The organism is Pseudonocardia broussonetiae, assembly GCF_013155125.1.
Classification (GTDB): Bacteria; Actinomycetota; Actinomycetes; order Mycobacteriales; family Pseudonocardiaceae; genus Pseudonocardia; species Pseudonocardia broussonetiae.
The window spans coordinates 5292393-5317174 of record NZ_CP053564.1; the positions used below are offsets into that span (position 1 = coordinate 5292393).

Genomic DNA, 24782 nt, shown 5'->3' on the forward strand with positions numbered 1-24782 from the left:
GCGCGGCAACCGTGCCCCTGGCAACGGTTGCCGCGCACAGGGGGGTCAGCTCTCCCCCAGCTTCGTCAGCAGGTCCACCGCCGCCTCGGCGATCACGGTGCCCGGCCCGAAGACCGCCGCCGCGCCCATCTCCAGCAGCGTCGGGACGTCGGCGGGCGGGATCACGCCGCCGACCACGACCATGATGTCGGAGCGGTCGAGCTTCGCCAGCTCCTCGCGCAGCTCGGGCACGAGCGTGAGGTGCCCCGCGGCCAGGGAGTTGACGCCGACGACGTGCACGTCGGCCTCCACCGCCTGCCGCGCGACCTCGCCCGGCGTCTGGAACAGCGGGCCCACGTCGACGTCGAAGCCGAGGTCGGCGAACGCCGTCGCGATCACCTTCTGGCCGCGGTCGTGGCCGTCCTGGCCCATCTTCGCGACGAGGATGCGCGGCTGGCGCCCCTCCTCCGCGGCGAACGCGTCGACCAGCTCGCGGGCGTGGTCGAACGTCGGGTTCTTGCCGGTCTCCTCCGAGTACACCCCGGAGATGATCCGGATCTGGCCCGCGTGGCGCGAGTACACCTTCTCCAGCGCGTCGGAGATCTCCCCGACGGTGGCCTTCGCCCGCGCCGCGACGACGGCGAGGTGCAGCAGGTTCTCGTCGTCGGAGCGGCGGTCCTTCCCCGCGGCGTTCGTCAGCGCCTCCAGCGCGGCGTCGACCTCGCGGGAGTCGCGCTCCTCGCGCAGCCGGCGCAGCTTGTCGAGCTGCTCGGCGCGGACACCGGCGTTGTCGACCTTGCGGACGTCGAGCTGCTCGTCCTGCGCCACCACGTACTTGTTGACGCCGATGACGGGCTGGCGGCCCGAGTCGATCCGGGCCTGCGTGCGGGCCGCGGCCTCCTCGACGCGCAGCTTGGGGATGCCCGCGTCGATCGCCTGCGCCATCCCGCCGGCCTTCTCGACCTCCTCGATGTGCCCCCACGCGCGGCGGGCCAGGTCGTGGGTGAGCTTCTCGACGTAGTAGCTGCCGCCCCACGGGTCGATGACGTCGGTGGTGCCCGACTCCTGCTGCAGCAGCAGCTGGGTGTTGCGGGCGATGCGCGCGGAGAAGTCGGTGGGCAGCGCGAGCGCCTCGTCGAGGGCGTTGGTGTGCAGGCTCTGCGTGTGGCCCTGGGTGGCGGCCATCGCCTCGATGCAGGTGCGGATGACGTTGTTGTAGACGTCCTGCGCGGTGAGCGACCAGCCCGAGGTCTGCGAGTGCGTCCGCAGCGACAGCGACTTCGCGTTCTTCGGGTCGAACTGGCCGACGAGCTTGCTCCACAGCAGCCGGGCCGCGCGCAGCTTCGCGACCTCCATGAAGAAGTTCATGCCGATCGCCCAGAAGAAGCTCAGGCGCGGGGCGAACTTGTCGATGTCGAGGCCGGCGTCGATGCCGGCCCGCAGGTACTCGACGCCGTCGGCGAGGGTGTAGGCCAGCTCGAGGTCGTTCGTGGCCCCGGCCTCCTGGATGTGGTACCCGGAGATCGAGATCGAGTTGAACTTCGGCATCTCCCGCGAGGTGTAGCCGAAGATGTCGGAGATGATCTGCATCGACGGCTGCGGCGGGTAGATGTAGGTGTTGCGGACCATGAACTCCTTGAGGATGTCGTTCTGGATGGTCCCGGTCAGCTGCGCGTGCTCCACCCCCTGCTCCTCGGCCGCCACGATGTAGAGCGCCAGCACCGGCAGCACCGCGCCGTTCATCGTCATCGACACCGACATCTCGTCGAGCGGGATGCCGTCGAAGAGCTGGCGCATGTCGTAGATCGAGTCGATGGCGACGCCCGCCATGCCGACGTCGCCGCCGACGCGCGGGTGGTCGGAGTCGTAGCCGCGGTGGGTGGCCAGGTCGAACGCGATCGACAGGCCCTTCTGCCCGGCGGCGAGGTTGCGCCGGTAGAACGCGTTGGACTCGGTGGCCGTCGAGAAGCCCGCGTACTGGCGGATCGTCCACGGCTGCGTCGTGTACATCGCCGGGTACGGACCGCGCAGGTAGGGCGCGATGCCGGGGTAGGTCCGCAGGAAGTCGAGGCCGTCGAGGTCGGCGGCGGTGTAGAGCGGCGAGACGGGGATGCCCTCGGGCGAGTCCCACGGCTGCCCGGCGCCCGCCCACTCGCCGCTGACCCGCTCGGCGTCGAGCGGGACCTGGGTGAAGTCGGGGATCATCGCGCACCCTCCTGGTGGCCGGACTTCTCGAACACGGCAGTCGCCTCGAACACGGCGTCGATCACGGCGAGGGCGTCGCAGCCGGCGTGCAGCGTGCCGTCGAGGCCCTCCAGGTCGCTCTTCCCGGCCAGCAGCACGTGCGTGGCGCCGGCCTCGCGGAGCGCGGCGACCGTCTCGGCGGCGCGCTCGGCGTAGATCCGGTCGGTGGAGCACAGGACGGCGACGGGCGTGCCGGCCTCGGCGAAGGCGGCGGTGACGTCGGCGGCCGTCTCGGTCGGTCCGGCCTCGACGGGCTCGATCCCGCCCGCCTGCAGCAGGTTGCGGGTGAAGCCGGCGCGGGCGGTGTAGGCCGCGAGCGGGCCGAGCGTGGCCAGGAACGCGCGCGGGCGCGACCCCGTCTCGGCCAGGACGGCGTCGGAGCGGTCGCGGAACTCCTCGTAGGCGCCGGCCGGCCGGTACACCGGCAGCCCGCCGCCGGGGCGCCCGGGCAGCGGTTGCCGTTCGACGGGCTTCTCGTCGAGGTCGGGGAACTCGCTGACGCCGGTGAGCGGTCGCTTGCGGGTGGCCGCGTCGCGCTCGCGGCGGGCGCGGACCTCGGCGGTGCGCTCGGCGACGAACCCGGAGTCGAGCGCGGCGACCGCCCCGCCCGCCGCCTCGATCTCCTGGAAGAACGCCCAGGCGGCGCGGGCGAGCTCGTCGGTGAGCGACTCGACGTAGAACGAGCCGCCCGCGGGGTCGATGACGCGGGCGAGGTGCGACTCCTCGACCAGCAGCGCCTGCGTGTTGCGCGCGATCCGCCGCGAGAACGGCTGCGCCGCGCCCAGTGCGGCGTCGAAGGGGGCGACGGTGACCGCGTCGGCCCCGCCGACGCCCGCGGAGAACCCGGCGAGGGTGCCGCGCAGCAGGTTCACGTAGGGGTCGCGGCGGGTGTACATCGTCGGCGAGGCGACGGCGTGCTGCGCCATGGGCTGTGCTCCCTCCCCCTGCGCAGACCCGCAGGCCTCGGTGACCCGCGCCCAGAGCCGCCGGGCCGCGCGCAGCTTGGCGATCGTCGGGAACTGCTCGGCGGTGGCGGCGAGGCGGAACTCCAGCAGCCGCGACGCCGTCGGCACGCCCAGGGGCTCCAGCACGCGCAGGTACTCCAGCCCCGCGGCGAGCGCGAAGCCGAGCTCCTGGGCGTCGGAGCCGCCCGCGGCGTGCACCGGCAGGGCGTCGACGACGACGGCCCGGACGAGCGGGTGGTCGGCCGCGACCCGCTCGGCGAGCGCGACGACCGAGTCGACCGCGGGACCGTCGCCGGTGCGGGCGCGCAGCCCGACCGGGTCGAGGCCCAGCGTGCCGAGCAGCGCCTCCCCGGTGCCGCGCTCGGCGGCGAGGGCGAGGAACGCCTCGGCGAGCGCGGCCTGGTCGCCCGCGCCGGCGTCGAGGACGACGGGGGCGAGGTCGAGCAGGACGTCGCCCAGCACGTGCGGGAGGTCGGCGGGTGCGACGCCGTCGAGCCAGACCGAGGTGACGCCGTTCTCGAGGTCGGCCAGCACGGCCGCGCGGAGGTCGTCGGCGTCGGTGCCGGCGTGGCGCTGCCGGACGTCCCAGCCGTCGGGCACCGGGCCGTCGGCGGTGGCGCCGCGGACGAACGGCGCCGCGCCGGGCACGCCGACCGGGGCGTCGGGCACCTCCGTGTAGAGCGGGCGGACCGCGATCCCCTCGGGGCTCCGGCGCACCAGCTTCTCGACGCCGGCGCCCTCGGGGGCGTCCTCGCCGATGCGCTTGGCCTTGCGCAGCACGGCATCGACCAGCGCGGTCCACTCCGCCTCCGTGGCGGCGGGGAACTCGGCGGCCAGCGGCAACACGGACACCTCGGACGACTCTGCCTCGGGCATCCCCGGATCGTAGTGACCCTGTGCCGGTCGTAGCTCCACCGACGGTGGTGGCTCCGCTCACGTCCGCCGGAGCGCGTTCAGCCCAGAACCGTTCAGCCCAGAACCGTTCACCCCAGATCCGTTCAGGCCAGCACGATGCGGCCCCCCTGCAGGCTGACGGCCCGCGGCGGCAGCGGCTGCTCGGCCGGGCCCGCGGTCGGCGCGCCGTCAGTGATCGAGAAGGTGCTGCCGTGGCAGGGGCAGACGATCTGGCCGTCGACGACCTCGGTGACCGCGCAGCCCTGGTGCGTGCACGTGGCCGAGAACGCCGCGAACTCGCCCTCCACGGGCTGGGTGACGACGAGGTCGAGGTCGGCGAGCACGAGCCCGCCGCCGACCGGGACCGCCGCCGCGGCGGCGAGGGCGTCGGCGACGGGGATCGAGGTGGAAGTGGGGGCGGCGGCCGGGTCGGGCACGGTCGCCGCCGACGTGGGCGGCAGCGGTGCCGTCGCCGCGCTGCGGCCCGGCCCGTAGCCGGCGCAGCCGGTCAGGGCGGCGGCGCAGGTGCCGCAGGCCGCGGCGAGCAGGGAGCGTCGGGTCGTCATCGGGGTGCCTCTCAGAACGTCAGGCCGGAGGTGGTGAAGAACCACAGCGACGAGGTGAGCCACAGCGCGGTGAGCGCGACGAACAGCAGCGCGCCCAGCACCGGCACCGCCCAGCGCGGGCCGCCCGGGCGGCCCAGCACCAGCATCTTCGCGACGAACGCGCCGTAGACCGCGCAGCCCGCGAGGGAGTGCACGAGCACGCGCGGGGTGGAGTCCTGGTAGCCCAGGGCGTACAGGCAGTGGACGGCGACGGGCACGGTCAGCAGCACCGCCGCACGCCCGGACCAGCGGTGCAGTGCCGCCGCGACCCGCCCGCCGCCGCGGTACATGCGCCGGGCCGACACGACCTGGGCCAGCACGAGCACGAACGCGGCCGTGCCGAGCCAGCTCTTCACGGCGGTGCCGCTGGAGAACCCGGCGACGCTGATCGCGAAGAACGCCGGCTCGTGCAGGCGGCCGTAGACGCCGAGGCCGACGGAGACGAGCGTCCCGAGCGCGACGGCCACCAGCAGCGGCCCGGTGCGGACCGCCGGCGCGGCGGAGTGCGTCGGGCCCTCCTCGGTGTAGCGCTCGTCCTCGGCGACGCGGCGGGCGCCGGCGGTCGGGGCGCTCATCAGTAGTCCATCCCGGCGCGGTCGGCGACGTCGGCGACGTCCTCGCGCCCGCCGGCCACGGCCTCGTCGATGTCGGTGGCCTCGGCGGTGAAGGCGTACTCGTCGTCGCCGACGGTGACGGTGCCCGCGGCGCCATCGGCGTCGACGGTGCCGGAGAGGGTCGCGGTGCCGGCGGTGTTCTCCATCGTCAGCTCACCGTCGGTGACGGTGCCGCGCAGCCAGACCTCGTCGTCGGAGTCGCAGACGTAGGCGACGGCGTCGTCACCGGTGACGACGACGGCGACGGTCATGTCGCGGCCCTCGGTGCGACCGGCGTAGGCGGCCTCGTCGGGTGCGGGGGCCACCTCCTCGGCCGCCGCCTCCGCCTCCTCGACCTGCGGCTCGGGAGCGGGTGCGGCGGGTTCCGGGACCGTGCCGGTGACCGGTGCGGCGGGAGCCGGGGCGGCCGCGTTCGCGGCGACCGGCACGGCCGTCGGGGCGGGGGTGCTCAGGTGGTTCGTGGCGAACAGGCCGCCGCCGAGTGCGGCGACGGCCAGCAGCGTCATCAGGGGAGCGGTGCGCGTCATGACCGGTACACGGACGGGTGACGGCCGGGGTTCAGCTGAACCGTCCGCCGGGTCCGTCCGTGTGGGGGGCAGGTGGGTGACCGTGAGTAGGGTCCTCGCCCGTGGACCGCACCAGTACCGGCGACGAGGCGCTGGTCCACGCCGTCTACTCCGAACACGGACGGGCGATGCTGGTGTACGCGACACGACTTCTCGACGACCGCGCCGCGGCCGAGGACGTGGTCCAGGAGGCCCTCGTCCGGGCCTGGCGCCACCCCGACGTGCTCACGAACGGGCGCGGATCGGTGCGCGGGTGGTTGCTCACCGTGGTGCGCAACATCGTCATCGACCGCATCCGGGCGCGGGACTCCCGCCCGCGCGAGGTCGCCGAGGAGCCCGAGCGGCCCCCGGTGGCGCGCGACCACGCCGACGCCGTGGCCGCGTCGGTCACCGTGCACGCGGCCCTGGGGACGCTGTCCGACGAGCACCGCGCCGTGCTGGAGCAGGTCTACCTGCACGGGCGCAACCTCGACGAGGCCGCCGTCGCACTCGGGGTGCCGAAGGGCACGGTGAAGTCGCGGTCGTTCTACGCGCTGCGCGCCCTGCGCTCGGTGATGGAGGCCCGATGACGCTCCACGACCGCGGCGACCTCGGCGCCCACGCCCTCGGCCTGCTCGACGACCACGAGGCGCGCGCGATGGACGCCCACCTCGCCGGCTGCGCCGACTGCCGGCGCGAGTTCGCCTCGCTCAGCCGCACCGCGCTCGCGCTGCGCGACGTGCCGCCCGAGGTCTTCCTCGACGGCCCGCCCGACTCCGACCTGCTGCTGGCGCGGACCGTCCGCGCCGTGCGGGCCGAGCGCGGCGGGGCGCGGCGGCGCCGGCGGCTCGCGCTGGTGGCGGCCGCGGTGGCCGTCGCGGTGGCCCTGGTCGGCGGCGGGGCGGTGCTCGGGCAGGCGCTCGCGCCCGGGTCCACGACCGTCGCGGCCGGCGCCCGGACCCTCGAGGGCACGGCCGGGACGATCGTCGCCTCGGCCACGGTGACGCCCGCGGCCGGGTGGGTGCGGGTGGCGACGACCGTGCGCGGCATCCCGGCCGGGAAGCGCTGCACGATCATCGTGGTCGGCCGCGACGGCACCGAGAACGTCGCCGGGAGCTGGCTGGTCTCCCCCGCCTGGGAGGTCGAGGGCGGCACGGTGCAGGGCTCGGCGATCATCGATCCCGAGGACGTCCTGGCCGTCGCGATCCGCGACGAGGGCGGCACGGACCTCATCACGCTGCGGGTCTAGCTCACACCGCCCGTCCAGCGACCTGCCAGGAGCCGCGGAACACACTCCCCGCACTCGATGTTCTACGTGGTGTAGAACTACTACAAGACGTAGAAGTTCGAGTCGGGAGGCACCGCGTGGACGCCCTGGACCTCGCCCGCTGGCAGTTCGGGATCACGACGATCTACCACTTCCTGTTCGTGCCGCTGACGATCGGGCTCTCCGTCGTCGTCGCCGCGCTGCAGACCGCGTGGCACCGCACCGGCCGCGAGGAGTACCTGCGCGCCACGCGGTTCTTCGGGAAGCTCTTCCTCATCAACTTCGCGATGGGCGTCGTGACCGGCATCGTGCAGGAGTTCCAGTTCGGCATGAACTGGTCGACCTACTCGACGTTCGTCGGCGACGTCTTCGGCGCCCCGCTGGCCCTGGAGGCGCTGCTCGCGTTCTTCCTGGAGTCGACGTTCATCGGCCTGTGGATCTTCGGCTGGGACAAGCTCCCCAAGCGCGTCCACCTCGCGACGATCTGGGCCGCCGCGCTCGGCTCGAACCTCTCGGCCTACTTCATCCTCGCCGCGAACGCCTGGATGCGGCACCCCGTCGGCTTCGCGGTCGACGAGGCCACGGGCCGCGCGCGCCTCACCGACATCGGCGCGGTCCTGACCAACCCGCAGGCGTGGTCGACCTACGTGCACGTGCTCGGGGCGTCGTTCGTCGTGGCCGGGCTGTTCGTGGTGGCCGTCAGCGCCTACCGGCTGTGGCGCCACCGCGACGCCGACTCGACGATGTTCCGCACGACCCTGCGCGCGGGGCTGGTCACGACCGTCGTCGCCGGTGCGGTGGTGGCGCTGTCGGGCGACCACCAGGCCAAGCTGATGGCGCAGTACGAGCCGATGAAGCTCGCCTCGGCCGAGGCGCTGTGGCGCACCGAGGCCCCCACCGGGTTCTCGCTGTTCGCCGTCGGCGACGTCGAGGGCTCGCGCAACGTCGTCAACGTCCAGGTCCCCTACGTGCTGTCGTTCCTCGCGACCGGGTCGTTCACCGGCGAGGTCGAGGGCATCGTCGACCTGCAGGAGCGCTTCGAGGAGCAGTTCGGCCCCGCCGACTACGTCCCGAACGTGCCGGTCCTCTACTGGGCCTTCCGGCTGATGATGGGCCTGGGCGGGGCGGGCATCGCCGTCGGCGTGCTCGGGCTCTGGCTCACCCGCCGCGGCCGGCTCCCCGAGCAGGGCTGGATGTACGGGGTGGCGGTGCTGGCTCTGCCGGCCGCCCTCGCCGCCAACATCGCGGGCTGGGTGCTCACCGAGATCGGCCGCCAGCCGTGGACGGTCGTCGGCGAGCTGATGACGGCCGCGAGCGTCTCGCCCGGCGTCTCGCTCGGGGAGGTCGCGTTCTCGCTGAGCGTGTTCACGCTGCTCTACGGCGCGCTCGCCGTCGTCGAGGCGCGGCTGCTGTGGCGCTACGTCCAGGCCGGCCCCGCCCACGTCACGCCCACCGTCGCGCCGGGTGCCGCCGTCCCGGCCTTCACCTACTAGGAGCGGACCATGGACCTCCCCACGCTCTGGTTCCTCGCCATCGCCCTGCTGTGGACGGGCTACCTGGTGCTGGAGGGCTTCGACTTCGGCGTCGGGATGCTGCTGCCCACCGTCGGCCGCGACGAGGCCGGGCGCCGCACGATGATCAACGCGATCGGCCCGGTCTGGGACGGCAACGAGGTCTGGCTGATCACCGCGATCGGCGCGATGTTCGCCGCCTTCCCCGCCTGGTACGCCGCGACGCTGTCGGGCTTCTACCTGCCGGTGCTGCTCATCGTGGTGGCGCTGGTGTTCCGCGGGGTCGCCTTCGAGTACCGCGGCAAGATCGACTCCGTCGTGTGGCGCAGGCGCTGGGACGCCGCGATCCTCGGCGGCAGCCTGGTGCCCGCGTTCGGCTGGGGCCTGGTGTTCGCGAACCTGCTGCGCGGGGTCGAGATCGGCGCCGACGGCGTGGTCCGCTCGGGTCTGGTCGACCTCCTCTCCCCCTACGCCCTGCTCGGCGGCCTCGCGACGACCACGCTGTTCGTGCTGCACGGCGCGCTGTTCCTCGGTCTCAAGACCGACGGCCCGGTGCGCCACCGCGCACGGCTCGCGGCCCGGACGTCGGCGTTCGCCGCGGTGCCCGTGGCCGGCGGGTTCCTGGCCTGGACGGTGCGCGACCAGGGCTCGGGCGCGGTCGCGGCGCTGCTCGCGGTGGGCCTGCTGCTGGCGGCCGTCGCGGCGGCGGCCCGGCGTCGCGAGGGGTGGGCGTTCGCGGCCACGGCGGCGGCGGTCGTGGCGCTGGCGGTGGTGGTCTTCGACGGGCTGCATCCCGCGCTCATGCGGTCGACGGTCTCCCCCGCGTTCGACCTCACGGTCGCGAACGCGTCGTCGGGGCCGTACACGCTCGGCGTGCTCAGCGTCATCGGGGCGGTGTTCCTGCCGCTGGTGATCGGGTACCAGGCGTGGAGCTACTGGGTGTTCCGGAAGCGGGTGCGCGTTGAGGCCTCTTGACCCCCGGCTGGTCCGCAGCGTCGGCGCGGTGCGGGTGCACCTGGCGGTCACCGTCGCGTGCGGGGTGGCGACGACCGCGCTGATCCTGGTGCAGGCCGGGATCCTCGCCCGGACGATCGCGACGGCGGAGCTCTCCGTCTCCGTCGCCGCGCTGGGGGCGTTCGTGCTCGCCCGCGTCGCGCTCGCCTACGGCGGGGAGGCGCTGGCGCTGCGCAGCGCGGCGTCGGTGAAGTCGGCGCTGCGGCGGCGGCTGGTCCGCAGCGTCGGGCGGGCGCCCCAGGACGCGGGCGAGGTCGTCACGCTGGCCACGCGCGGGCTCGACGCCCTCGACGACTACGTCGCCCGGTTCCTGCCCCAGCTCGTGCTCGCGGTGCTCGTCCCGGCGGCGGTGCTGGTGGTCGTCGCGCGGGCGGACTGGGTCTCGGCGCTGGTCATCGGCCTGACGCTGCCGCTCATCCCGCTGTTCATGGCGCTCGTCGGCTGGCACACCCAGGCCCGGACGCGGCGGCAGTGGCGGCTGCTGGAGCGCCTGGGCGGGCACTTCCTCGACGTCGTCGAGGGCCTGCCGACGCTCGCCCTGTTCCGCCGCTCGAAGGCCGAGGCCGCGCGCATCCGCGAGGCCACCGACGCCCACCGCGACGCCACGCTGGGCACGCTGCGCATCGCGTTCCTCTCGGCGTTCGTGCTGGAGCTGCTGGCGACGCTCGCGGTCGCGCTGGTGGCAGTCGAGGTCGGGCTGCGCCTGCTCTACGGGCAGCTCGACCTGGAGACCGCGCTGCTCGTGCTGATCCTCGCGCCGGAGGCGTACCTGCCGCTGCGCGAGGTGGGGGCGCGGTTCCACGCGTCGACGGAGGGGGTCGCGGCGGCCGAGCGCGTGTTCGCGGTGCTGGAGCGGCCGGTGCCGGCCGTCGTCGAGGGGCCGCCGGTGCCGGCGCCGTCGGTCGTCCGGTTCGAGGACGTCTCGCTGTCCTACGGCGATCTCCCCGTGCTGCGCGGCCTCGACCTCGCCCTCACGGCCGGCACGACCACCCTGGTCACCGGGCGCAGCGGGGCGGGCAAGTCGACGCTGCTGGCGCTGCTGCTGCGGTTCGCGGAGCCGGACTCCGGGCGCATCACGGTCGACGGCCGCGACCTCGCGGTCCTGTCGACGGTGCAGTGGCGCCGGCTCATCGCCTGGGTGCCGCAGCGCCCGCACCTGTTCGACGCGACGCTGGCCGACAACATCCGGCTCGGATCCCCCGATGCCCCGCTCGCCGAGGTGGTGCGCGCGGCCGAGCAGGCGGGGCTGGCCTACGTGGTCGCCGGGCTGCCCGCGGGTTACGACACGCGGCTCGGCGAGCGCGGCACGCGGCTGTCGTCGGGGCAGCGGCAGCGGGTGGCGCTCGCGCGCGCGTTCCTGCGCGACGCCCCGGTCGTGCTGCTCGACGAGCCGACCGCGCACCTGGACGCGGCCACGGCCGCCGGCGTGCGGGAGGCGGTGCGCGAGCTGGTCCGGGGCCGGACGGCCGTGGTCGTGGCGCACGACGAGGGCTGGGCCGACCTGGCGGACGAGGTCGTGCGGCTCGACGCCCTGGTCCCGGCATGAGCGACCCGCTGCTCCGGATGATCGCGCTCGCCCGGCCGCGGGGGGCGCGGTTCGCGCTCGGCGTGCTGGCCGGGGCGGTCGCGACGGCGTCGGCGGTGGCGCTGCTCGCCGTCGCGGCCTGGCTGATCGCGACGGCCGCCGCGCAGCCCCCGCTCACGGCGCTCAGCGTCGCCGTCGTCGCGACGCGCGCGCTCGGCGTCACGCGGGGGGTGGCGCGCTACCTGGAAAGGCTGATCACCCACGACGCCGCGCTGCGGACCCTGGCCGACGTGCGCGTGCGCGTCTACGAGCGGCTCGCCGCGACCGAACCCGTGCGCCGCTTCCGCTCCGGCGACCTCGTGACCCGGCTCGTCGGCGACACCGACGCCACGCAGGACCTGCTGGTCCGCGGCCTCACCCCGCCGGCGGCGGCGCTGGTCACCGGGGCCGGGGTGGTGGCGCTGTCGACGGCGGTGCTGGTGCCCGGCGGCGTCCTGCTGGCCACGGGGCTGCTGCTCGGCGGGCTGGCCGTGCCGCTGCTCGCCGCGGCGGCCGGGCGCGGGCCGGGGCGGCGGGCGGCGGCTTCGCGGGCGGAGCTGTCGACGGCGCTGGTCGACGCCGTGCACGGCGCCCCCGACCTGCAGGCGTTCGGCGCGATGGACGCCGCCGTCGCGCGCGTCGAGGCCGCCGACGCCGCGCTCACCCGCGTGGCCCGTCGTGACGCGACGCTGCTCGGGCTCGGCGCCGGGGCGTCGGCGCTGGTGGCGGGGCTGACGCTGTGGGGCACGCTGCTGCTGGGCGTCGCCGCCGTCGACGACCTGGGCACCGTCGGGCTGGCGGTGCTGGTGCTGACGGCGCTGGCCGCGTTCGAGGTCGTGGCGCCGCTGCCCGTCGTGGCCGCGCGGCTCGGCGCCCTGCGGGCGGCCGGGGCCCGGCTGTTCGACGTGCTCGACACTCCGCCCGCGGTGATGCGGCGGTCTGCCGCCCCCGTGCTCCCGGCCTCCCCCGGCCTGCGGATCCGCGACCTGCGCGTCCGCTACGGCCCCGACGAGCCGTGGGTGCTCGACGGGCTCGACCTCGACCTCCCGCCCGGGCGGCGCGTCGCCGTCGTCGGGCCGAGCGGGGTGGGCAAGTCGACGCTGGCGTCGGTGCTGTTCCGGTTCCGCGACCCCGACGGCGGCACGGTGCACCTCGACGGCGTCGACGTCACCACGCAGGACGCCGACGACGTCCGCGCCGCGATCGGCGGCGTCCCCGCCGACCCGCACGTGTTCGACTCCACCGTCCGCGAGAACCTGCGCCTGGCCCGGCCCGGCGCCACGGACGGCGAGCTGGCGGCGGTGCTGGACCGCGTCCGGCTCACCGGCGCCCTCGCCCCCGCCGGCGGGCTGGACGCGGAGACCGGCCCGCACGGCGACCGCCTCTCCGGCGGCATGCGAACCCGCCTCGCCCTGGCCCGCGCCCTGCTCGCCGACCCCCGGGTCCTGGTGCTCGACGAACCCACCGCCCACCTCGACCCGGAGACCCGCGATGCGGTGCTGGCCGACGTGCTGGACGCCACCCGCGGCCGCACGGTCGTCCTGATCACCCACGATCCTGCGGGGTTGGACGAGCTGGACGAGGTGGTTCCCCTGGTCGCCGGGGGCCGGACGTCACGGTTCGCGGGACCGTCGTGAGGTGCGGTGGGTGACGATTCCGACGCCGCCGTCATCGGGCCTTGATCGCCGACACCGCACCGCTGCGGTCGTCGGCAGGACCGTGACGTCACACTCCCGCTGATCACCGCGGCCCTGATCACCGGAACCGCACCACCACGGTCTCCCGCACGACCGTGAAGTCACACTTCCGACGATCACCAGGACTGCGGGCCCGGTGATCGCTGCCGGCCGCACCTCACGGCTGCTCGAACCACCGTGAGGTGCGGCGGACGCCGATCCCGACGCCGCCGTCATCGGGCCTTGATCGCCGACACCGCAGCGCTGCGGTGGTCGGGACGACCGTGACGCCACACTCCCGACGATCACCGCGGTCTGATCACCGGAACCGCACCACCACGGTCTCCCGCGCGACCGTGGAGTCACACTTCCGACGATCACCGGGGCTGCGGGCCCGGTGATCGCTGCCGGTCGCACCTCACGGCTGCTCGAACCACCGTGAGGTGTGGCGGACGCCGATCTCGACGCCGCCCGCGCCCGCCATCCGCCCTTGATCACCGAGACCGCACCGCTGCGGTCGTCGGCAGGACCTTGACGTCACACGCCCGACGATCACCAACCCTTGATCACCGAAACAGCACCACCACGGTCCCCCGCACGACCGTGGCGTCACACTCCCGACGATCACCGCGACGTGATCACCGGAACCGCGCCACCACGGTCCTCGGCACGACCGTGGAGTCACACTCCCGACGATCACGACCCCTGCAGGGCGGCCGGGGCGCGAGGATCACCGCCGGTCGCACCTCACGGCTGCTCGAACCAACGTGAGGTGCGGTGGACGCCGATCCCGACGCCGCCCGCGCCCGCCATCCGCCCTTGATCGCCGAGACCGCACCGCTGCGGTCGTCGGCGCGACCGTGGCGTCACACTCCCAACGATCACCGCGACGTGATCACCGGAACCGCACCACCACGCTCCCCCGCACGACCGTGACGTCACAGTCCCAACGATCACAGGGTCTCGGGCCGGCGGGGGCAGTAGCTCCTGCGGTCCCGCGCGCGTTCCCGGCTGCCGCGCGCATTCCGCGCTCCCGCGGACCGCCGGGGACGCGCGGGAGCCCGCTCGGCGCGCGGGAGACGGGCCAACGACCGTGCCGTCGCACTCTCGACGATCACGGGCCGAGCGATCAGCTCGCGCTCCCGGGCCCCTCGGGCAGCACCGTCAGGGTCTTCGGCGTCGACGGCAGGATCTTCTGCACGTACGACCTCGCCGCCGCCGTCGTACCCACGTCCCGCCCCGCCGCCTCCGACAGGAACCACCGGTGCTCCAGGATCTCGTGGAACACCTCGGCGGGGGCGAGGCGGTCGGAGAGGTCGGCGGGCACCATGGCCATCACCTTGTCGTAGACCTCCGACCGCCAGCGGTGGGCCGCCACCGACTCCGGCAGCGCACGCCCCTCCTTCTGCTCCAGGTAGGCGCGGTGGCTGACGACGTCGTTGAGCAGGCGGCGGGCCTGGTTCTCGGTGACCTCCAGCCCGGTGAGCGTGAAGAGCCGGCGCCGGTGGCGGCCCGACTCCGCGACGCGGGTGTGCACCTTCAGGCGCGCGCCCTCGTCGGTGGTGACCAGCTCGATCTCGTCGACGTCGAAGCCGAGCTCGTTGAGCCGGTCGATCCGCTCGGCCACGCGGTAGCGCTGCTCCTCGGGCTGCAGCAGCTCCTCGCGGGTCAGCTCGTCCCACAGCGCGTGGTAGCGCAGCGGGAGCTGGGCGGCGACGGTGATCGGGTCGACCTCCGCGGGCAGCAGCCCGCCGGCCTGCAGGTCGAGCAGCTCGCCGCCGACGCGCTCGACGGCGTAGTCGATGTCAAACCCGCGCTGGCCGTCGGTGAGCGAGGGGTGCAGCTCGGCGGTCTCGGCGTCGACCAGGTAGGCCGCGACGCTGCCCGCGTCCGGGCGGAACAGGGTGTTGGACAGCGAGCAGTCGCCCCAGAACAGCCCGGCCAGGTGCAGGCGGGCGAGCAGCTCGACCATGGCGTCGATCAGCTGGTCGACCGGCTGGTGCGTGTGGCCGAGGGAGAAGACGTAGCGGTAGGACATGGAGTACTCGAGGAAGCGGGTGACCAGGATCGCGTCCTGGTCACCGCCCCGCTCCACGCAGATGCCGAGCACCGACACCGCCGGCATGCCCATCGCCTCGAGCTCGCCGAGCAGGCGGTACTCCCGCCGGGCGAGGCGCTCGTCGATCTCCTTGAGCGCGTAGACCATCCCGTCCGCCTCGACGAACCGCACCACGTGCCGCGAGATGCCGCGCTGCGCCACCTCGAGCAGGTGCTCGTCGTCCCACTCCTCCAGCGGCGTGGCCCACGGCAGCGTCAGCAGCCCCGCCGCGTGCGCGGCGGGTGGCCGGAAGATGAAGCGCACCGGAGGACCGTCAGGCCTTGGGTCCGCCGGCGACGTAGATGACCTGCCCCGAGACGAACCCGGCACCCTCGCTGACCAGGAACGACACGGTGTGGGCGATGTCCTCGGGCACGCCGGCGCGGGCGACCGGGATCTGCGCGGCGCGCGTCGACACGTAGGTGTCCCAGTCCTCGCCGATGCGCTCGGCCGTCGCGCGGGTCATGTCGCTGACGATGAACCCGGGCGCGATGCAGTTGGCGGTGACGCCGAACTTGCCCAGCTCGATCGCGAGCGTCTTCGTGAAGCCCTGCAGCCCGGCCTTCGCCGTGGCGTAGTTGGCCTGGCCCCGGTTGCCCAGCGCGGAGGTCGACGACAGGTTCACGATGCGGCCCCACTTCGCGGCCACCATGTGCTTCTGCACGGCCTTCGACATGAGGAACGCGCCGCGCAGGTGGACGCCCATCACGGAGTCCCAGTCGAGCTCGGTCATCTTGAACAGCAGGTTGTCGCGGGTGATCCCGGCGTTGTTGACGAGGACGGTCGGCGCTCCCAGCTCCGCCTCGATCCGCGCGACGGCGGCGTCGACGGCGGCGGCGTCGGCCACGTCGGCGCCGACGGCCAGGGCCCGGCCGCCCTCGGCCTCGATGGCGTCGACGGCGCTCTTCGCGGCCGACTCCTCCAGGTCCAGCACCCCGACCGCCATGCCGTCGCGCGCCAGGCGCAGGGCGGTCGCGGCACCCAGGCCGCGCGCGCCGCCGGTCACGATGGCCACCCGCTGGTCGTCCGTCATGTGAGCACTCCTCGTCGCCGGGTCTTGTCGCCCCGATCCTCGCATCCGGGCACCCGGCTCCACCGAACGCGTCGGATGGGCCGGACGCCGATCGGGGCGACGCCGTCCGGGGCACGCGGCACCGCCGGTCTCCGCACACCGACCGCTGGCCGCTCGACCCCGACAGGGTGACGAGCCGTGTCGCCCCCGTCACCGATCCGTGATCATCATGGTCGAGCATCCGCCGGGGTCGGGGCGCCAGGTGCCGCCCTCCCCGATGACGCCCGAGACGCTGCAACCGGAATGCGAGGGCCAGTGGGCTACGCGACCTCTGCCGATCGATCCCGCCACCGCCCCGCCTGGCTGCCGCTGGCCGCCGCCGCGCTGGTCGTGCCGACCGTCCTGGCCGGTCTGACGCTGCTGTGGCCCCGCCCCCAGATCGAGGACGGGCTGACGCGCGCGGCCACCGGGTCGCTCGCCGCCGCGGGGATCACCGGCGCCGGCGTGGCGTTCAGCGGCCGCGACGCCCTCCTGACCGGCGTCTCGGGCCCCGAGGCCCAGCGCGCCGTCGACGTCGTCGAGGGCGTCCCGGGCGTGCGGGTGGCCACGGCGCCGGTGCCCGGCGCTCCCGAGGCTCCGGCGCCGGGCGGCGAGGCTCCCGGCGGGCAGGGTCCGGGTGCCGGCCCCGGCGCCGCGGCCGGCGGCCCGTTCGGCATCGCGCGGCGCGGCGAGGAGATCGTGCTCACCGGCGTCGTGGGCTCGGAGGAGGAGCGCACGGCGCTCGTCGCCGCGGCCACCGAGCAGGCGGGCGGGCTCACCGTCGTCGACGAGCTCACCGTCACCCCCGGGGCGCTCCCCCGGCCCGGTGTCACCGCGGCGAGCGTCGGCACGACCGCCGCGCTGCTCGGTGCGGCCTCCGACGGCGTCGCGGCGTCGATCGACGGCGACACGCTCACGCTCACCGGCACCGCGCCCGACGCGGCCTCCGCGCAGGCCGCCGGGCAGGCGCTGTCGACGGCGCTGCCCGGCACCACGGTCGACAACCGGCTCACCGCGTCCGGCGGCGGCACCGCCCCGACCGGGGAGCTCGACGACGCCGGCAAGCGGGAGCTGCAGACCGCCGTCGACTCCCTCACCGGCGCCGCACCCGTCACGTTCGAGCCGAACAGCCCGGTGCTGACGGCCACCGGCGCCGCGACCGTCGACGGCATCGTGCGGCTGGTGGCGCAGGTCCCCGGTGCGCGGCTGCAGGTCGACGGCTTCGTCGCCACCGGCCCGGGCGACGGCCGGCTCACCGCGCAGGAGCTGTCCGACCAGCGCGCCGCCACCGTCCGCGACGCGCTCGTGGCCGGCGGCGTCCCGGCGGACAACATCGTCGCCCGCGGGCTCGGCGAGGGCGACTCCCCTGCCGCGCAGGCCGCCGGTCGCCGCGTGCAGATCACCGTCGTCTGAGAACCGAGGAGGAGCCGTCGTGCTCTGGTTGTTCGCCCAGATCTGGGTCTGGCTGATCGTCGCGCTGGCGCTCGGGGTGCTCGCCGGGTGGCTGTTCTGGGCCCGCCCGCTGCGCCGCCGGGTGGCCGAGCTCGAGGCCACCCGCGGGCAGGCGCCGCCCGCCCGCACCGCCGCCTGACCGCCCGCCCCACCGCTCCCGCACTCCCTGGAGGAACTCCGTGTCTTGGCTCTACGGGCAGACCTGGCTCTGGTACCTGCTGGCGTTCCTGGTCGGGGTGCTGCTGGCCTGGCTGCTCCTGGTGCTGCCGGCGGAGCGGCGCCTGCGGTCGCTGGAGCGGGGGCGCCCGGCGGCGCGCGGCGGTGAGCGGGAGGCCTCCGCGCCCGCCGCGACCGGCACCGCGGCTGCCGCGCATCCCCGCGAGGAGCGGGCCCCGCACGTGGACGACGCCGTGACCGAGCAGTTCCCGGCCGTCGACCCCGCGCTGGCGATGCTCGACACGTCGAGGTCCCGGCCGGAGGCGCCGGGCAGCACCAGGGGCGCCGGGCTCGGGGCCGCGGGGCTGGGGGCGGCCGGTCTGGGAGCGGCCGGGCTCGCCGCCGCCGCGGCGGCGCGGGGCGACGACACCGAGACCACCCGGGAGATCCCCCGCGTCGGCGCCGATGACGAGACCCGCGAGATCGACCTGTCCGGCACCGAGGCCACCACCGACATTCCGATCGTGCCGCCGCTCGACGACAGCGCGGAGACCACGTCCCTGATCAAGCGCCCGGCCGCGGCGGAGCCGGACACCACCGCTGACGGCGGGAACGCGGACGCCGACGCCACGACGGTCCTCCCGACCACGACCGGGGCGGACGCTCCGGCCGACGTCGCGGGGACGGAGACGAGCTCGGCCGCCGCAGCCGACACCGACACCGGCTCGCCCACCGACGACCACGCGGCTGTCCACGACACCGACTCCGGTCCCGGTGTGGGCACCGCCGCCGCGGTCGGCGCGGCCGGCCTCGGCGCGGGAGCCCTCGCCGCCGGTGCCTCGCGGAGCGACGACACCACGCAGGCCGACGACAGCACGCAGGCCGACGACAGCACGCAGGCCGACGACGCCACCCGGACCGACGACGCCACCCGGTCCGACGACGCCACCCGGTCCGACGGCACGGGGACGGACACCGCGGAGGTCCACCCGACCACGACGGACGCAGCCGCCCCGGCCGGGGGCGTCTCCGCGCTCGCTGCGGATGGCGACCCGGCCGGAACCGCCCCGGACGCGGGCGCCACGGCGCCCTCCGAGCCCGCCGCCGATGCGAGCGACGTGGCGACGAGCGACCCGGCCACCCCGGAGCCCGGGACGACGGCCCCGGCCGACGCGACCCCCTCCGACGCCGGCTCGCCCAGCGACACCGGCTCGCCCAGCGACACCGGCTCGCCCACCGACACGAGCGACCGCACCGACACCAGCGACGGCACCGACGCCCGCCACGGCACCGGGACCGGGACCGGCACCGGGACCGGCGACGGCACCGGGACCGGGAACGGCGACGGCACCGACACCAGCAGCGGTACCGGAGCCGGGACCGCCGCCGCCGTGGGTGCGGCCGGTCTCGGGGCCGGAGCCCTCGCCGCCGGTGCCTCGCGCACCGACGCCTCCACCCGCACCGACGACACACCCACCGACCCCGCCCGCACCGACGACACACCCACCGACGACACGGGGACGGACGACAAGGGGACCGACACCGCGGAGGTCCGTCCGACCGCCGCCGACACCGTCGGCGCGCCGGCCGGCGGCGACACCACCGCCGCCACGACCGGCGATCCCGCAGCCGACGCCCCGGCGCACGCCGACGCCGACACCGACACCGACACCGGAACCTCGACCGGAGCAGGTCTCGGGGCCGAGACCGACGCTGCCCCCGCCGACGAGCCGGTCACCCCGGCCGTCACCACCCCGGACTCCGGTTCGGCCACCGGTTCGGACACCGGTTCCGCCACCGCCGGCAGCTCGACCTCCGGAACCGCGCTCGCGGCCGCCGGTCTCGGGGCCGGAGCGGTCACGGCCGCCGCCGTGGCCCACCCGGCGGACGCCAACCCCGACCCCGAGCCCGAGCCCGAGCCCGCGAGCGTCGACAGCGACACCGCAAGCACGGCCGCCGACCACGGCGAAGCCACGCCCGGAACCGCCCCCGACGCCCCCGCCGGCGTCACCGGCGCCGACATCGTCTCCAGCGTGGCGACCACCGAGCCGGCTCCCGACGTCGAGCCGACTCCGGACGCCGAGCAGACCCCCGACACCGAGCAGGCCCCCGACACCACCGGATCCGAGGCGCCGGGAACCGAGGCCCCAGGAACCGAGGCGCCGGGAACCGGAACAGCCCCGGCCGTCGGACTAGGCACGGCGGGCGCCGCCGCCGCCACCAGCGGCACCGCCCTCACCGGCAGCACCCGCGGCACCGCCGCGGACGACGAGCAGGACCGCCCCCACGGCCCCGGCTCCGTCGCGGCCGCCGCCGACGGCTCCTCCCCCGACCCGGCCTTCGGGATCAAGGGCAACGTCGACACCTCGCGCTACCACACCTCGTCCTCCCCGTACTTCGGGCGGACGCGGGCCGGGGTGTGGTTCCGCACCGCGCAGGACGCCGAGCAGGCCGGGTTCGTCGCCTGGAACACCCGCGGCCGCATCCCGCACTCGCCGCAGGTCCCCGCGACCCCGCAGGGACTGCTCGGGACGCCGGCGGCGACGGACGGGAACGCCGTCGCTCCCGGCCGCTTCCCCGGTTCGGCCCTGCCGCTCGAGGGCGGCGCGTCGCCGTCGCCCGCGCACACGGTGAAGGGCAACGCCGACTCGATGCTCTACCACACCGTCGACTCCCCCTACTACGGCCGCACGAAGGCGGAGGTCTGGTTCACCAGCACCTCCGACGCCGAGGCCGCCGGGTTCTCGAACTGGAAGCGGCGGGCCCGCTGACGAGGGTGCTTCCCGGAGCGGGGTCGGCGGCGCGCTCCTAGACTCGGCGCGTGCCGACCGGAGACGCCGACGCGATCACGTGGGTCAGCGACGGGAGCGGCGCGCGGACGGTCCTCTCCCCGGCCTGGCGCGCCCGGACCGGTGCCGACCCGACCGCCGACCTGGGCGACGGGTGGCGCCGCCGCGTCCACGCCGCCGACCTCCCGACCTACCTGGAGCAGACCGCCGCCGCCCGCGCGGCCGGGCGGGGCTGGACCCTGGGCTACCGCCTGTGCCACGCCGACGGCACCGTGCACGCGGTGCGCGAGCACGCCGTCGCCGCCGACGGGCGGTGGACCGGGGTGGTGCTGCCCGAACCCGGGACCGAGCCCGAGCCCGGACCCGGCCCCGACGCGGACCGGGAGGCGGAGGCCGCCTTCCGGCTCCTCGCCGAGCACGCCGACGACGTCATCGGCCGCCACGCCGCCGACGGCACGTGGCTGTGGGTGTCGCCGTCGGTGGAGCGGGTGGCCGGGTACCGCCCGGAGGAGGTCGTCGGGCGCCACCCGCGCGACGTCGTGCACCCCGACGACGCCGACGCCCTCGACGCCGCGCTGACCGGCCTCACCGACGACGTCCCGGCCGAGCTCACGCTGCGCCTGCGGCGCGCCGACGGCACGCACCGCTGGTTCGCGATGCACGCCCGGCGGGTGCGGGACGCCCGCACCGGCGCGGTGGAGGTGCACACGTCCCAACGTGACGTCACCGACCAGCTGCTCGCGCAGGAGGAGCTGGGCCGGTTCCGGGGCCTCGCCGAGCGGGCCGCCGATCTCATCGGCACCGCCGACGCCGAGGGCGTGATCCTCTACCTCAACCCGGCGGGCCGGGAGATGCTCGGCTTCCCCGCCACCCGCGACCTCGACCGCATGACGATGGGGGACACCGTCGCGCCGGCCGACCGCATGCGGTTCGCCGGGGTGCTGGCCGAGGTCGAGCGGACCGGGACGTGGTCGGGGCCGATGCGCCTGGTCGACACCGCCGGGATCATGATCCCCGTCTGGCTGGCCGCGGCCGCGCACCGCGACCCCCGCGGCCGGATCGCGTTCTACACCGCGGTGGCCCAGGACCTGCGCGAGCGCCGCGGCGGCGAGCCCGCGCTGCAGGCCGAGCGCGAGCGCTACCGGGTCCTCGTCGCGCAGGCCCCCGTCGGCATCTGGGTCGCCGACCGCACCGGCACCACCACGTTCGTCAACGAGCACATGGCCGAGATCTACGGGGCCGACGCGGACGGCGTCGACGGCGTCACCCACGTCCACCCCGACGACCGCGAGGCCGTCGGGCAGCGGTGGTCCGAGGCCGTGCGCCTGGGACGCCCGTGGCGCCAGGAGTACCGGATCCTCGGCCCGGGCGGCGCCGTCCGCACCGTCACCTCGACGGCCCGCCCGCTGCACGACGCGACCGGCACCGTCACCGGGTTCCTCGGCACGACCACCGACGTCACCGACCAGCGCGCGGCCGAGCGCGAGCGCCGCGACGCGGCGGGCCAGCAGGCCGCGCGCCGGGTCGCGGACGCGGCGGCGGCGCGGCTGCGGGCGATGGTCGGCGGCCTCACCGCGATCGTGTGGGAGGCCGAGTGGGACACCGAGGCGGAGGCGCTGCGGTTCACGTTCGTCTCCGACCGGGCCGAGGAGCTGCTCGGGCACCCCGCCCACCGCTGGATCGACGACCCCGGCTTCTGGCCGGGCCTGATCCACGACGAGGACCGCGAGACGACGCTGGCCTTCACCGCGGGCCGCACCTCGGGCGGGTTCGACCACGACCTCACCTACCGCGCCTGCGCCGCCGACGGTCGCACGGTGTGGCTCCACCAGGTCGTGCACGTGGCCCGCGACGCCGCCGGCGTGCTGCGCGCGCAGGGGCTCACGGTCGACGTCACCGAGCAGCGCCGCGCCGAGCGCTCGTCGGAGGTCCTCGCCGAGACCGGCCGGGTGATGGCCGAGACGGCGCCGCTGGAGCAGAAGCTCGACGCGCTGGTCCGGCTCGTCGCGCACGACTTCGGCGAGGCCGCGGCCGTGTCGCTGTGCGGGCCCGACGGCCTGCTGCGCCGCGCGGCCGTCGCCCACCACGACGACCCCGACGTCGAGCGGGCCCTGCTGCGGATGCCCCCGACCGCCCTCGACCCGCGCGCGACGGCGCTGCTCGAGGCCGGCACGCCGGTCGTGCTGCGGCCCGGCGAGGGCCCCGAGGCCCATCCCGCGCTCACCGTGCCGCTGCGCATCGAGGACCGCTTCGCCGGCGTCCTGTCGTTCCTGGAGCTGGGCGCGGCCCGCCACCACGACCGCGCCGACCTGGCGCTGGCCGCCGAGCTGGGCCGCAGGACGTCGCTGGTGCTGGAGTCCGAGCGCCGGCGCACCCGCGAGCAGCAGCTGCAGCGCGTCACCGCCGACCTGGCGTCGGCCGACACGGTCGACGAGGCCGGCAGGCGCCTGGTCGACCGGCTGCGCGACATCCTCGGCGCCGAGGCCGTCAGCATGTACCGGGCCGACCCCGAGCAGGGCGTGCTGCGCGTGGTGCACGCCGTCGGGTACGCCGAGGGGCTGCTGGAGCGCTACGGCCTCGTCCGCCTCGTCGACGACGTGCCGCTCGCGCACGTCGCCCGCACCGCCACACCGTCCTGGATCTGCAACCGCACGGAGTGGGAGCGCGACTACCCGCACCTCGCGGCGGTCGCCACGGACGTCGGCCGGCACGCCGCGGCCGCGCTGCCGCTGCTGTCGGGCGGCGTCGTCGTCGGCGCGGTGGGCCTGAGCTTCGCCACCCCCCGGACGTTCCCGCCCGACGAGCGCGCGTTCGCCCTGGCCCTGGCCGCGCAGGCGGCGCCCGCGCTGGAGCGGGCCGCCGCGGCCGACGAGCGCCGCGTCATCGCCGAGACCCTGCAGACCAGCCTGCTGCCCCCGACGCTGCCCGAGCTGGAGCTGCTCTCGCTGGCCGCGCGCTACCTGCCGGGTGCGCAGGGCACGCGCGCCGGCGGCGACTGGTACGACGTCCTGCCGCTCGACGACGGGCGGGTCGCGATCGCGGTCGGCGACGTCGTCGGGCAGGGGGCGCCGGCCGCCGCCGTCATGGGGCAGCTGCGCAGCGCCCTGTCGGCCTACCTGCTGGAGGGCCACGACCCGGTGGCGGCGCTGGGTCACCTCGACCGGTTCGCCCACCGCGTGCCCGGGGCGGCCGGCAGCACGGTGACCTGCCTCGTCCTCGACCCCGTCGACGGCTCGCTGACCTGGGCGCGCGCCGGGCACCCGCCGCCGCTGGTGCTCGGTCCCGACGGTCCGCGGCTGCTCGAGGACGCCACCGGCACCGTGCTCGCGGTCCGCGGCCGCCCGCCCTACGTCGCCGGGACCGCGCGGCTGCGCCCCGGGGACAGCATCGTGCTCTACACCGACGGGCTGGTGGAGCGGCGCGGCGAGGTCGTCGACGACGGGCTGGAGCGGCTGAGCACCGCCGGGCGCGCGGCGCACCCGTTCCCGCCCGCCGAGCTGGCCGAGGCGCTGCTCGCCGCGGGCCTCGACGACGGCCCGACCGACGACGTCGCGCTCATCGTCGCCCGCCTCATGCCGGCGCCACTGCTGCTCGACCTGCCCGCGCTGGGCAGCGAGCTGCGCACGATGCGCCAGGCCGTCGACCGGTGGATGAACGAGGTCGGCATCGACCCCGACGAGTCCTACGACCTGCAGCTCGCGCTCGGCGAGGCCGCCGCGAACGTCGCCGAGCACGCCTACGCCGACGGCACCGCGGGACGCATGCGGATCGGTCTGGCCCGCCAGGGCTCCACCCGGATCGCGGTGCAGGTGCGCGACGACGGCCGCTGGCGCCCGCCGCCCGAGGACCGCGGCCACCGCGGCCGGGGCCTGGAGCTGATCCGCGAGATCGGCGACGACGTGCGCCTCGACCACACCGGCGGCGGCACCGAGATCCGCTTCACCGTGCCCGCCGTCCCGCGCCGGCCCACCGACGTCCCGGCGCAGGTGCCGGCGGCCGCGCCGTCGACGGAGTCGCAGGGGCCGACGCGCCTGCGGACGCTGCGCAGCGCGGAGACCGACCGCATCGCCGTGCTCGGCGACCTCGACCCCATCGGCGCGGCCTCGGTGCGCCCGGCTCTGCTCGCCGCGGCTCGCACCGGCGGTCCCGGGCTGGTGCTCGACCTGCGCGCCACGACCTACCTGTCGAGCGCCGGGATCGCGCTGCTGGTGGAGGTCGCCGACGTGGCGCGGTCGGCCGACCGGCGGATCCGGCTCGCCGTGACGCCCGCCGGGGTGGTCGGGCGCGCGCTCGTCCTCGGTGGCGTCGACGGGCTGCTCGACCGGGTCGACGAGTACTGAGGGGCGTGAGTACCGAGG

At 75.7% G+C, this 24782-nt stretch carries 17 protein-coding genes; 10 read left to right on the forward strand and 7 right to left on the reverse strand.

Going from position 1 to position 24782, the window contains the following annotated elements:
- Positions 1–45 precede the first annotated feature (45 nt).
- The 5 genes from scpA to HOP40_RS25705 form a co-directional block, all read right to left on the reverse strand.
- Complete coding sequence (scpA, locus tag HOP40_RS25685; RefSeq protein WP_172162942.1) at positions 46–2184, reverse strand: methylmalonyl-CoA mutase; 2139 nt, start codon at positions 2182–2184, stop codon at positions 46–48.
- Positions 2181–4064 (reverse strand): methylmalonyl-CoA mutase family protein, encoded by a 1884-nt coding sequence (locus HOP40_RS25690; RefSeq protein ID WP_172162945.1) that lies wholly within the window; start codon positions 4062–4064, stop codon positions 2181–2183. Before HOP40_RS25690 ends, scpA begins: the two co-directional genes overlap by 4 nt.
- A 122-nt stretch (positions 4065–4186) precedes the next feature.
- The gene (locus tag HOP40_RS25695; protein WP_172162948.1) at positions 4187–4648 is read right to left on the reverse strand and encodes a Rieske (2Fe-2S) protein; all 462 of its coding nucleotides are present in this window, start codon (positions 4646–4648) and stop codon (positions 4187–4189) included.
- A gap of 11 nt (positions 4649–4659) precedes the next feature.
- Complete coding sequence (locus tag HOP40_RS25700; RefSeq protein ID WP_240157278.1) at positions 4660–5262, reverse strand: DUF6529 family protein; 603 nt, start codon at positions 5260–5262, stop codon at positions 4660–4662.
- Positions 5262–5828: a hypothetical protein gene (locus HOP40_RS25705; RefSeq protein WP_172162951.1), complete on the reverse strand. Its 567-nt coding sequence runs from the start codon at positions 5826–5828 to the stop codon at positions 5262–5264. The genes HOP40_RS25700 and HOP40_RS25705 overlap by 1 nt, the downstream gene beginning before the upstream one ends.
- A gap of 101 nt (positions 5829–5929) precedes the next feature.
- Here HOP40_RS25705 and HOP40_RS25710 point away from each other — a divergent pair, with 101 nt between their 5' ends.
- The 6 genes from HOP40_RS25710 to cydC all read left to right on the forward strand — a co-directional run bounded on the left by HOP40_RS25710 (position 5930) and on the right by cydC (position 12839).
- Complete coding sequence (locus HOP40_RS25710; RefSeq protein ID WP_240157279.1) at positions 5930–6436, forward strand: sigma-70 family RNA polymerase sigma factor; 507 nt, start codon at positions 5930–5932, stop codon at positions 6434–6436.
- On the forward strand, positions 6433–7095 hold the full coding sequence (locus tag HOP40_RS25715; protein ID WP_172162954.1) for an anti-sigma factor family protein: 663 nt from the start codon (positions 6433–6435) through the stop codon (positions 7093–7095). The genes HOP40_RS25710 and HOP40_RS25715 overlap by 4 nt, the downstream gene beginning before the upstream one ends.
- Positions 7096–7211: 116 nt before the next feature.
- On the forward strand, positions 7212–8606 hold the full coding sequence (locus HOP40_RS25720; protein ID WP_172162957.1) for a cytochrome ubiquinol oxidase subunit I: 1395 nt from the start codon (positions 7212–7214) through the stop codon (positions 8604–8606).
- Between the two features lie 9 nt (positions 8607–8615).
- Entirely contained in the window at positions 8616–9599 is a 984-nt protein-coding gene (gene cydB / locus HOP40_RS25725; RefSeq protein ID WP_172162960.1) for a cytochrome d ubiquinol oxidase subunit II, read from the forward strand.
- 28 nt (positions 9600–9627) lie between these two features.
- Positions 9628–11184 carry a thiol reductant ABC exporter subunit CydD gene (cydD, locus tag HOP40_RS25730; RefSeq protein ID WP_240157280.1) on the forward strand — a complete coding sequence of 519 codons (1557 nt, stop codon included), beginning with the start codon at positions 9628–9630 and terminating at the stop codon, positions 11182–11184.
- Complete coding sequence (cydC, locus tag HOP40_RS25735; protein WP_172162966.1) at positions 11181–12839, forward strand: thiol reductant ABC exporter subunit CydC; 1659 nt, start codon at positions 11181–11183, stop codon at positions 12837–12839. The genes cydD and cydC overlap by 4 nt, the downstream gene beginning before the upstream one ends.
- A 1168-nt stretch (positions 12840–14007) precedes the next feature.
- Here the strand turns inward: cydC and HOP40_RS25740 are convergent.
- Together HOP40_RS25740 and fabG are read right to left on the reverse strand one after the other, a co-directional pair.
- Positions 14008–15240 carry a DUF4032 domain-containing protein gene (locus HOP40_RS25740; RefSeq protein ID WP_172162969.1) on the reverse strand — a complete coding sequence of 411 codons (1233 nt, stop codon included), beginning with the start codon at positions 15238–15240 and terminating at the stop codon, positions 14008–14010.
- Between the two features lie 10 nt (positions 15241–15250).
- On the reverse strand, positions 15251–16009 hold the full coding sequence (gene fabG, locus HOP40_RS25745; RefSeq protein ID WP_172162972.1) for a 3-oxoacyl-ACP reductase FabG: 759 nt from the start codon (positions 16007–16009) through the stop codon (positions 15251–15253).
- A gap of 282 nt (positions 16010–16291) precedes the next feature.
- Between fabG and arfA the strand changes: the two genes are divergently transcribed.
- Genes arfA through HOP40_RS25765 form a run of 4 tightly spaced genes read left to right on the forward strand, consistent with a single transcriptional unit; the run spans position 16292 to position 24764 of the window.
- A complete protein-coding gene (gene arfA / locus HOP40_RS25750) occupies positions 16292–17440 on the forward strand; it encodes a channel-forming protein ArfA/OmpATb (RefSeq protein WP_172162975.1) in 1149 nt (382 codons plus the stop codon).
- 19 nt (positions 17441–17459) lie between these two features.
- Positions 17460–17618, forward strand: coding sequence for a hypothetical protein (locus HOP40_RS25755; RefSeq protein WP_172162978.1), 159 nt, complete (start codon positions 17460–17462; stop codon positions 17616–17618).
- A gap of 40 nt (positions 17619–17658) precedes the next feature.
- Positions 17659–20406 (forward strand): sunset domain-containing protein, encoded by a 2748-nt coding sequence (locus tag HOP40_RS36505; RefSeq protein WP_172162981.1) that lies wholly within the window; start codon positions 17659–17661, stop codon positions 20404–20406.
- Positions 20407–20456: 50 nt separating this feature from the next.
- Positions 20457–24764 carry a PAS domain S-box protein gene (locus HOP40_RS25765; RefSeq protein ID WP_172162984.1) on the forward strand — a complete coding sequence of 1436 codons (4308 nt, stop codon included), beginning with the start codon at positions 20457–20459 and terminating at the stop codon, positions 24762–24764.
- Positions 24765–24782: the final 18 nt, after the last annotated feature.

What these genes read in the sequence shown, in the direction of transcription:
- scpA (WP_172162942.1), bottom strand. Translation starts at nt 2,184, where the DNA reads ATGATCCCCGACTTCACCCAGGTCCCGCTCGACGCCGAGCGGGTCAGC.
- HOP40_RS25690 (WP_172162945.1), bottom strand. Translation starts at nt 4,064, where the DNA reads ATGCCCGAGGCAGAGTCGTCCGAGGTGTCCGTGTTGCCGCTGGCCGCC.
- HOP40_RS25695 (WP_172162948.1), bottom strand. Translation starts at nt 4,648, where the DNA reads ATGACGACCCGACGCTCCCTGCTCGCCGCGGCCTGCGGCACCTGCGCC.
- HOP40_RS25700 (WP_240157278.1), bottom strand. Translation starts at nt 5,262, where the DNA reads ATGAGCGCCCCGACCGCCGGCGCCCGCCGCGTCGCCGAGGACGAGCGC.
- HOP40_RS25705 (WP_172162951.1), bottom strand. Translation starts at nt 5,828, where the DNA reads ATGACGCGCACCGCTCCCCTGATGACGCTGCTGGCCGTCGCCGCACTC.
- HOP40_RS25715 (WP_172162954.1), top strand. Translation starts at nt 6,433, where the DNA reads ATGACGCTCCACGACCGCGGCGACCTCGGCGCCCACGCCCTCGGCCTG.
- cydB (WP_172162960.1), top strand. Translation starts at nt 8,616, where the DNA reads ATGGACCTCCCCACGCTCTGGTTCCTCGCCATCGCCCTGCTGTGGACG.
- cydC (WP_172162966.1), top strand. Translation starts at nt 11,181, where the DNA reads ATGAGCGACCCGCTGCTCCGGATGATCGCGCTCGCCCGGCCGCGGGGG.
- fabG (WP_172162972.1), bottom strand. Translation starts at nt 16,009, where the DNA reads ATGACGGACGACCAGCGGGTGGCCATCGTGACCGGCGGCGCGCGCGGC.
- arfA (WP_172162975.1), top strand. Translation starts at nt 16,292, where the DNA reads ATGCGAGGGCCAGTGGGCTACGCGACCTCTGCCGATCGATCCCGCCAC.